Source organism: Pseudoalteromonas peptidolytica (genome assembly GCF_012641745.1).
In the GTDB taxonomy this organism is placed as follows: Bacteria; Pseudomonadota; Gammaproteobacteria; order Enterobacterales; family Alteromonadaceae; genus Pseudoalteromonas; species Pseudoalteromonas peptidolytica.
The window spans coordinates 1-8,459 of the sequence record NZ_WEHZ01000061.1 but is presented as its reverse complement, the minus strand read 5'-3'; the positions used below and the strand labels follow the sequence as shown (position 1 = coordinate 8,459).

At 38.7% G+C, this 8,459-nt stretch carries 5 protein-coding genes; all 5 read right to left on the bottom strand.

The window, feature by feature from the left end; all coding sequences use genetic code 11:
* Positions 1 to 332 precede the first annotated feature (332 nt).
* The gene (locus F9Y84_RS21545) at positions 333 to 3,395 is read right to left on the bottom strand and encodes an Ig-like domain-containing protein (RefSeq protein ID WP_168756790.1); all 3,063 of its coding nucleotides are present in this window, start codon (positions 3,393 to 3,395) and stop codon (positions 333 to 335) included.
* A gap of 159 nt (positions 3,396 to 3,554) precedes the next feature.
* Complete coding sequence (locus tag F9Y84_RS21540; RefSeq protein WP_168756789.1) at positions 3,555 to 6,647, bottom strand: Ig-like domain-containing protein; 3,093 nt, start codon at positions 6,645 to 6,647, stop codon at positions 3,555 to 3,557.
* Positions 6,648 to 6,935: 288 nt separating this feature from the next.
* A complete protein-coding gene (locus F9Y84_RS21535) occupies positions 6,936 to 7,382 on the bottom strand; it encodes an Hsp20 family protein (protein WP_128730806.1) in 447 nt (148 codons plus the stop codon).
* Between the two features lie 256 nt (positions 7,383 to 7,638).
* Positions 7,639 to 7,851, bottom strand: coding sequence for a tautomerase family protein (locus tag F9Y84_RS21530; RefSeq protein ID WP_147391439.1), 213 nt, complete (start codon positions 7,849 to 7,851; stop codon positions 7,639 to 7,641).
* 10 nt (positions 7,852 to 7,861) lie between these two features.
* Positions 7,862 to 8,230 carry a nuclear transport factor 2 family protein gene (locus F9Y84_RS21525; RefSeq protein ID WP_147391440.1) on the bottom strand — a complete coding sequence of 123 codons (369 nt, stop codon included), beginning with the start codon at positions 8,228 to 8,230 and terminating at the stop codon, positions 7,862 to 7,864.
* Positions 8,231 to 8,459: the final 229 nt, after the last annotated feature.

Here is an 8,459-nt window from a genome sequence, read left to right as displayed (position 1 = left end):
GGATTGTTAGTATGTAACATGAGAGTTACTCCTTAGTTGTTTTGAACAAAGATTCGACACCTTTATCAAAACGGGTAACTCTCAATTTTTCAAATCGAAATGTCAGATCTTGTCTGAACTAATTCAAATAAGGCGATTATTCACACCGCGCCCAAAGCTTGGCTAAATAGCCAAGCTTTTTTTGTTTGTTTTTCAGGCTCTTCCGGTTTAGTAAGCTGAACTTAAATCATTTCTTACTTTTTAAGCTTTTAGGTTCAGGGCTTGAAAAATTTAGGGTGCCCTTATGATTTACCCTTGGATCAGACATGTGTATCCAAGAGTAAAGCCTGCCTTTACAAGGCTGGACTGTGCCCAGTAACGCAGACTCTCACTTTGCGGAAGAACCCTACCAGCATCAGCAGAGAGAGCAGGTAGACAGGCATGCTTCCGCCACTTTTGCTCTTTGGTTCAGTGACCCCTGACTCTTTATCTGTATTGTCTTTGTTGACGCCAGCTTTTGTCGTGTTGACGTTAAGGATAACATTGCTTGGCTCTGAATAACTCATGCCATCAAACACTCGATACTGAAAGTTTACTTCATAAGTAGCATCATTTTCTGGGGTGTAAGACATCAGCCCCGTATTACTATTTATCTCGACCGCACCTTTATCTGGTTGTGAGAGCAATTCGTAAGTAAGTGGGTCTGAATCAGCATCCTTAGCCAAAAGCGGGATGTCAGCCACTCCAGATTGATTGACCTCGAATTCGACTGGTGGTGCCTGCGGCGTCGTATTCGTATGGTTTACAGTGATGACTTTCTCAATGTATAGACCATGCTCATTACTCACATTCACGCTAAGCATTGCAGGCTCTAACGTTGAAGTCGATGGTGTATATGTAAATTCCCCCGTTGCTGTATTACTGAAGACAAACTCACCTGAAGTAGGTGCGCTAGTCACTCCGAACTGAAGAACAGTATTTTCGTCTATGCCTGATAATGACAATGTGCCATTAAGCGGAGTACGCCAGTGGGCAGAAAGTGAACTAGATTCAATAAGAAGTGGAGTTCCTTCAATATTAATAGAGACTAAGACGCTTTCGGTAGCTTTACCTCCAACACTCATAGAAAGTTCAAACTGGTCTAGTCCGACTTCGCCTGTTGTGGGTGTATAGTTGAAATGACCCAGCGTTCTATCAGAGAAGGAGATATTGCCTTTGCTCGGTGCTTTAGAAATATAAAAGCGATAGTTAAAAGCATCTTTTTCATCTAACAAAGCAAAATTCACGGGGGTAAATTTGTTGGTATTAAACTCAGCTGCACTTAGCTGAAAAGGCAGCTCAGTACTTTCTGAAATTTTATATAATTCTCTGCCATTAGCATGTCGTACTAGCCAATAAGTATCCTGACCGATTACTTTAATATCTGCATGGCTTGCAGCTACATCAAGGCTTACCAGCTTACTATATTGTTGGCTAGCCAAATTAAAGGTACCCAACTCATTTTCACAGGTAACATGGAGTTGGCCGTCAGAGTGTTGTTCTATATCAATTAATTTCGACGATGTACATAAGGTCGTGATTTCTTGTTTGCTTCCTTGTGCTGAAATGGACTGCAAAGTGCCATTTTGCGTCGTCACGTAAAGCTTTTCTACCTCGTTATTGGTAAACGTGTGGAGTGATTTAAGATCGCCGAGGTCCAGTGATGAGTGGCTGTTTTGAACAAGATTATAAATTGTCGTTTGATTTTCATGTTTGAATACTAACTCTTTAACACCATCACCATCAAAGTCTATTGATGCTGTTAATCCTGTTTTGTAGTTAGGCTCAGCAACCAGTGAAATGCTATATTTAGCCACGTCACTATTAAAGTCTTTGATTTCGAATGGTTTTGATATATTGGCAGAATAATGTCCTTCTTGGTGGAGGTATTCAGGACTACCATCACCATCAATATCTCCCAAAAATTCGAAACTGCCAATAATGGGCTCTTTGATGTGATTAGATCCATCCATGTTCAATATATAGCTCTTTCTGTTGCTAAGGCCCCAATCATAGAGCTGATACACTACTTTATCGTTGCTATTTTTAGCAAAAGGAATTACTGACACCTTTTCAAGTGTTGTTGCTGTAAAATAGTCGATATTCTTTGCGACTTCTTTTGACCATGATTCATTTTGAGTAAATGGGGATATATTTTTCAATGTTGCACTAGTGACTTTGTTGAAGCTTGGCTCCCATTTTGTAAATCTGATAGCAGCTAGCGTCTTATGTTCATCAATAATTCTTAGTTTGTTGTCTTGCTTTGCTAAATAGGCATTACCATTGAATCCCAGCTCAGTTACATCACCAAATGTTATTTCCTTGACATCGAGCTTCTTCGTGCTTTTTATTTTTTCTTTTCGCTCATCACCATACAAGTCTAGATATTCATAAATATAATTATATGTATCTGGTTGGTAGTCTGCGTTTTGTCTAGTTATGTTTTTGCCAATGATCTCGCTTTCTCTCGTGAGATAGTCATAATAAATGATGTTTGAAACAGTGATACCGTCAGAATTAAAGCTAATTGTTCCAAAAACTTGGTTTAGCTCATCGTTGAACATTGATGACCAACCATATTTTGAGTCGCGTGTTTCCTGCTTACAACTTTCTAGAGAATTCCCTACAGGCCAAATAACACTGCCGTTTTTTACGTCGATAGTACAGCCCTCACTAACTACTTCATCTGTTCCATCATCGTTTATATCTTTAGTAAATAAATAGGTGCCTGTTACCGCAAGCGTACCAATCAGGTTCATTTCATTATTTTGAATTTGGTAGATTTCGCCGTCCCATGTCAGCATTTCATTGAACAGACGGTTGGTAAACTTTCCAACAACAAAGTCAGAGTTTGGTAAGTTGTAGTGCGCTTTGGTTTTTAGCGTATGCATATCAAGTGTAGACATACTGTTTTCATTTATCAGCATGATTTCGACGTTACCATCGTTATCTATGTCTTTAAATTTAACGATATCAGCGGTTACATTTGGGAGCACTTTTACATATTTTCTGGCAGTTAAATTTAGAAGGTGTACGTTACTTTTATCACTAATAACAACTGCATAGTGATTGTCCGATCTTTGATCGTAATAAATTCCAAACTCGCTAATTAACTCATCTTCGCTCTCGAGCTTCACTGAGTCAGTCACTGTTGTTTTTACAAGTTTATCATTACGGTTGATTTCAATAATTGCTAGTGTTTTATGATCACTGTTAATCTTCCCAACTATATCTTTATTCGAGTCATTACCAATATCAACAACGTTTATATAACCGATCTGGTTAATACTCGAGTAATGCTTAACTTTCTCTACGTGCGCGAATGATGATTGCGTCATTATTAATATAGTGAGAAGTGCTGTTGTAGAAAATTTCATGTTATTCCTTCTAGGTTTTCTACTATTTATAATGAAATTTTATTTAAAATCCAAATAGAATATAAAATAAACTAACATAATTTTCTTATCATGAATAACCAGAGAGATCGGATATTACCCTTGGATCAAGTAAATTGATCCAAGGGTAAAAACTGATTATTACAATGTTGAATTGGGAGCAGTAACGCAGACTCTCACTTTGCGGAAGAACCCTACCAGCATCAGCAGAGAGAGCAGGTAGATAGGCATGCTTCCGCCACTTTTGCTCTTTGGTTCAGTGACCCCTGACTCTTTATCTGTATTGTCTTTGTTGACGCCAGCTTTTGTCGTGTTGACGTTAAGGATAACATTGCTTGGCTCTGAATAACTCATGCCATCAAACACTCGATACTGAAAGTTTACTTCATAAGTAGCATCATTTTCTGGGGTGTAAGACATCAGCCCCGTATTACTATTTATCTCGACCGCACCTTTATCTGGTTGTGAGAGCAATTCGTAAGTAAGTGGGTCTGAATCAGCATCCTTAGCCAAAAGCGGGATGTCAGCCACTCCAGATTGATTGACCTCGAATTCGACTGGTGGTGCCTGCGGCGTCGTATTCGTATGGTTTACAATGATGACTTTCTCAATGTATAGACCATGCTCATTACTCACATTCACGCTAAGCATTGCAGGCTCTAACGTTGAAGTCGATGGTGTATATGTAAATTCCCCCGTTGCTGTATTACTGAAGACAAACTCACCTGAAGTAGGTGCGCTAGTCACTCCGAACTGAAGAACAGTATTTTCGTCTATGCCTGATAATGACAATGTGCCATTAAGCGGAGTACGCCAGTGGGCAGAAAGTGAACTAGATTCAATAAGAAGTGGAGTTCCTTCAATATTAATAGAGACTAAGACGCTTTCGGTAGCTTTACCTCCAACACTCATAGAAAGTTCAAACTGGTCTAGTCCGACTTCGCCTGTTGTGGGTGTATAGTTGAAATGACCCAGCGTCCTATCAGAGAAGGAGATATTGCCTTTGCTCGGTGCTTTAGAAATATAAAAGCGATAGTTAAAAGCATCTTTTTCATCTAACAAAGCAAAATTCACGGGGGTAAATTTGTTGGTATTAAACTCAGCTGCACTTAGCTGAAAAGGCAGCTCAGTACTTTCTGAAATTTTATATAATTCTCTGCCATTAGCATGTCGTACTAGCCAATAAGTATCCTGACCGATTACTTTAATATCTGCATGGCTTGCAGCTACATCAAGGCTTACCAGCTTACTATATTGTTGGCTAGCCAAATTAAAGGTACCCAACTCATTTTCACAGGTAACATGGAGTTGGCCGTCAGAGTGTTGTTCTATATCAATTAATTTCGACGATGTACATAAGGTCGTGATTTCTTGTTTGCTTCCTTGTGCTGAAATGGACTGCAAAGTGCCATTTTGCGTCGTCACGTAAAGCTTTTCTATCTCGTTATTGGTAAACGTGTGGAGTGATTTAAGATCGCCGAGGTCAAGTGATGAGTGGCTGTTTTGAACAAGATTATAAATTGTCGTTTGATTTTCATGTTTGAATACTAACTCTTTAACACCATCACCATCAAAGTCTATTAATGCTATTGACCATACTAACCCTAGTCCGCGAATGGGGTGAGCAATCAGTGTTAAGGTATACTTAACCGTGTCACTATTAAAGTCTTTGATTTCGAATGGCCTTGTAATGTCAAGTATTAAGTGATTATTTTGGCGAAGATACTCAGGATTATTATCACCATCAATATCACCCAAGAACTGAAAATATCCAAGAATAGGTTTTGTAGTGTATGACGAGCCATCCATATTCATTATTTTAGTTTTATAAATATATTGGTCATATGGTTCACCTCTGGTCTGATATACAATTTTATCAACAAGGTTGCTTCCAAAAGTACCAATAGAAACTCCTGCCAACTCTGACCGTTGCGTTGTACCTTTGCCCGCAATTTCTTTTGCCCATAATTCACTTTGCGTGATAGGGGAAATATTGCTGAATGTTACAATATCTTGGAATATAAACGGTGGGTACGGTGATTTCCAGGGGTAAGCGCCTGCTGAAATCTTTTTATTTACATCAATAATCCTTAATTCACCATCTTGGTTGGCTAAATACACATCACCATTGAATCCCAGTTCAGTTATTTCACCAAATAAAACTTCTTCGACGTGAAGTTTAGTATTTTGCTCAATCTTTTCTTTTTGCTCATCACCATACAAGTCTAAATAGCTATAGATATGGTGATAGATTTTAGGTTGATAATCTCCACCTCCTTCTGTGAAACTTTTACCGATAACCTCTTTTTCTCGAGTTAGGTAATCATAGTATTCAATATCTAAAAGGTAATGATTATAGGGAAAATCGTAACCGTTAATAATTTTCGTATTAAGTTGATATAAAGTGTTGTTGAACTTTGATGCTCGGCCATACTTTGAATAGCCAGGCTCCTGATTACAATTTTCTAGAGAATTCCCTACAGGCCAAATAACACTGCCATTTTTTACGTCGATCGTACAGTCCTCACTAACTACTTCATCTGTTCCATCATCGTTTATATCTTTAGTAAATAAATAAGTGCCTGTTACCGCAAGCGTGCCAACTTGATTCATTTCACTATCTTGAATTCGGTAGATTTTACCGTCCCATGTCAGCATTTCATTAAACAGATGATTGGTAAACTTCCCAACAACAAAGTCAGAGTGTGGTAAGTTGTAGTGCGCTTTGGTTTCTAGTGTGTGCATGTCGAGCGTAGACATACTGCTTTCATTTATCAGCAGGATTTCGACGTCACCATCGTTATCTATGTCTTTAAATTTAACGATATCAGCGGTTACATTTGGGAGCGCTTTTACATATTTTCTAGCAGTTAAATTGAGAAGGTGTACGTTTTGTGCCTGGCTTATAACAACAGCAAAGTGATTATCAGATCGCCTATCATAATAAATTTCGAAAGAATCCATTGATTCATTGTCGCTCTCGAGTTTTATTGAATCAGTCAGTGTTGTTTTTATACTTTCATTTTCAGAAGGTGTATTTACAATATACAATCGTTGCTTGTCGTTATTAATCATTGTAACGATGTCTTTTTTATTATCATTATCAACATCGATGATTCTGATATTGCTCAAGTCTCTAAAGCTTGAGAAATGCTTTATCTTCTCGACGTGAGCCTGTGATTGTTGGGTTGCTAATAGCAAGGTGAGAAGTGTAGACGTGATGAAAAATTTCATGCTATTCCTTTAAACTATTATACTATCAATGTACTTTGATACTGGCGATAGGTGACATAAGCAAGGTTAGCATAATTTACTTTATTCTGTAACTGAATTAGGGAAGGGTATGGAAAAAGCGAATGTTACCTTTTTAGCAGCTCTTAAAAAATAAGTATGTCACGACACTATGTTTGCTTGTTTTAAGGCTGTTTTGAACTGCTTACTTTAGTTATTTGCAAACAAAAAGTCGCCCGAGGGCGACTTGGAAACGTGACATCATGTAAAAACAGGGGGGAGCTCAATCGATTATTTATTTTCGATGAGTGTACCTTTGCCAATTTCAATCTTTCTTGGCTTGAGTGCTTCAGGAATTTCGCGCTCAAGGTCAATAAATAGTAGGCCGTTTTCAAGGCCTGCGCCAATCACCTTTACGTGGTCACCAAGTTGGAATTTACGTTCAAAGTTACGCTCTGCGATACCTTGGTGAATAAACTTACGATCGGCTTTGTCTTCTTTGTTTTGCTTTTCACCCTTGACTGTCAGGGTGTTGTTTTCTGACTCAAGGCTAAGCTCTTGCTCGGTAAATCCAGCAACAGCCATGGTAATTTGGTATTTGTCTTCACCGGTAGCTTCGATATTATATGGCGGAAAGCTTGGCTGCTTTTCGTTGCGTGATGCCGCATCCATTAACTGTGCTAAATGGTCAAAACCGATGAATGAACGATAAAGTGGAGATAGGTCTACTGTACGCATAATTTGTATCCTCATAAAGCGATAATTAAGCTATTTATTGCTTCAATTAAAGCCAATAAATAGTATATAAAACATTTACTTAGTTTGGGTTGGGACCCTGTCGGCGTCCTCACAATACTATCTATGGACGAAGCAAATACTTTTCAAGAAACTTTTTTAAAAAAATTTTTATTTACCTGAATTTTATAAGGTTCTTTTTCAAAAAAATGTCTTTGCAGGTTAAAGAAGCATCATTTGATGCCTCCTTCTTAGTGCATTATTTCGGGCTTAAGGTTTGCTGTCGCAACATGGAGACTTGATCAAACCCTATCCCCCAGTCGTCAGTTTCAATTTCCTCAATGACGACAAAAGTAACTTGCGGCGCTTTATCAAGGACATCCACCATAAGCTGAGTTGCCTCCTTTATTAAGGCTTGTTTCTGAGTAGGTGTAACGCCTTCCTTGGTGATTTTAATATTGATGATTGGCACAGGTTACCTCCTACAGGTCATCGTACATCTTATTGACGATACACCATTGTCCATCTTCTTTAAGTAAACCAATAAAGTCGATGTAGTGATGTGCAAACAGAGGGCAATACAGCTTGACCATTGCTTGATGGTTTACAACATCCACGGACAAAATACGGTAATTAAAAGCTGCATTTTGGCTTTTGGGCGTTTGTCGAGATGAAACCAAATCTAGCCACTGTGATTTAGTGCGCCTCATCCCTGGACTTTTGAGCACCGCGTCTGCGTGAAAAATTACATCCAGCTTTTTAATATCTCCTTGGTGTAGCCCTTCAAAATATTGCTGGATAACCTCGGTTATTTTGTCTAAATCTTGTTGTTTAGAAATAGCCTTAGTCATATTAAGCTCATGCGCCTTTGCTGTGTGCTTGCTCTGCCGCTATCGAGGCGGTAAAACTAGGCCTTGCTTCAACCGCCGCTAACATCTCTCGTACTTTCTCGGGCAGGGCGGGATCGCACTTTTAGCTAATTTATGATCAAATAGCGCCAATCCCATTGCTAGGCGCAACCAATGAACCTGATTGAACACCTTACAGTTGTAGAAGAAACTCGCTCTGATATTAACAAAA

Excerpts from the sequence above, each read along its gene's own strand:
- F9Y84_RS21545 (WP_168756790.1), bottom strand. The coding sequence starts at position 3,395 with ATGAAATTTTCTACAACAGCACTTCTCACTATATTAATAATGACGCAA.
- F9Y84_RS21535 (WP_128730806.1), bottom strand. The coding sequence starts at position 7,382 with ATGCGTACAGTAGACCTATCTCCACTTTATCGTTCATTCATCGGTTTT.
- F9Y84_RS21525 (WP_147391440.1), bottom strand. The coding sequence starts at position 8,230 with ATGACTAAGGCTATTTCTAAACAACAAGATTTAGACAAAATAACCGAG.
- F9Y84_RS21540 (WP_168756789.1), bottom strand. The coding sequence starts at position 6,647 with ATGAAATTTTTCATCACGTCTACACTTCTCACCTTGCTATTAGCAACC.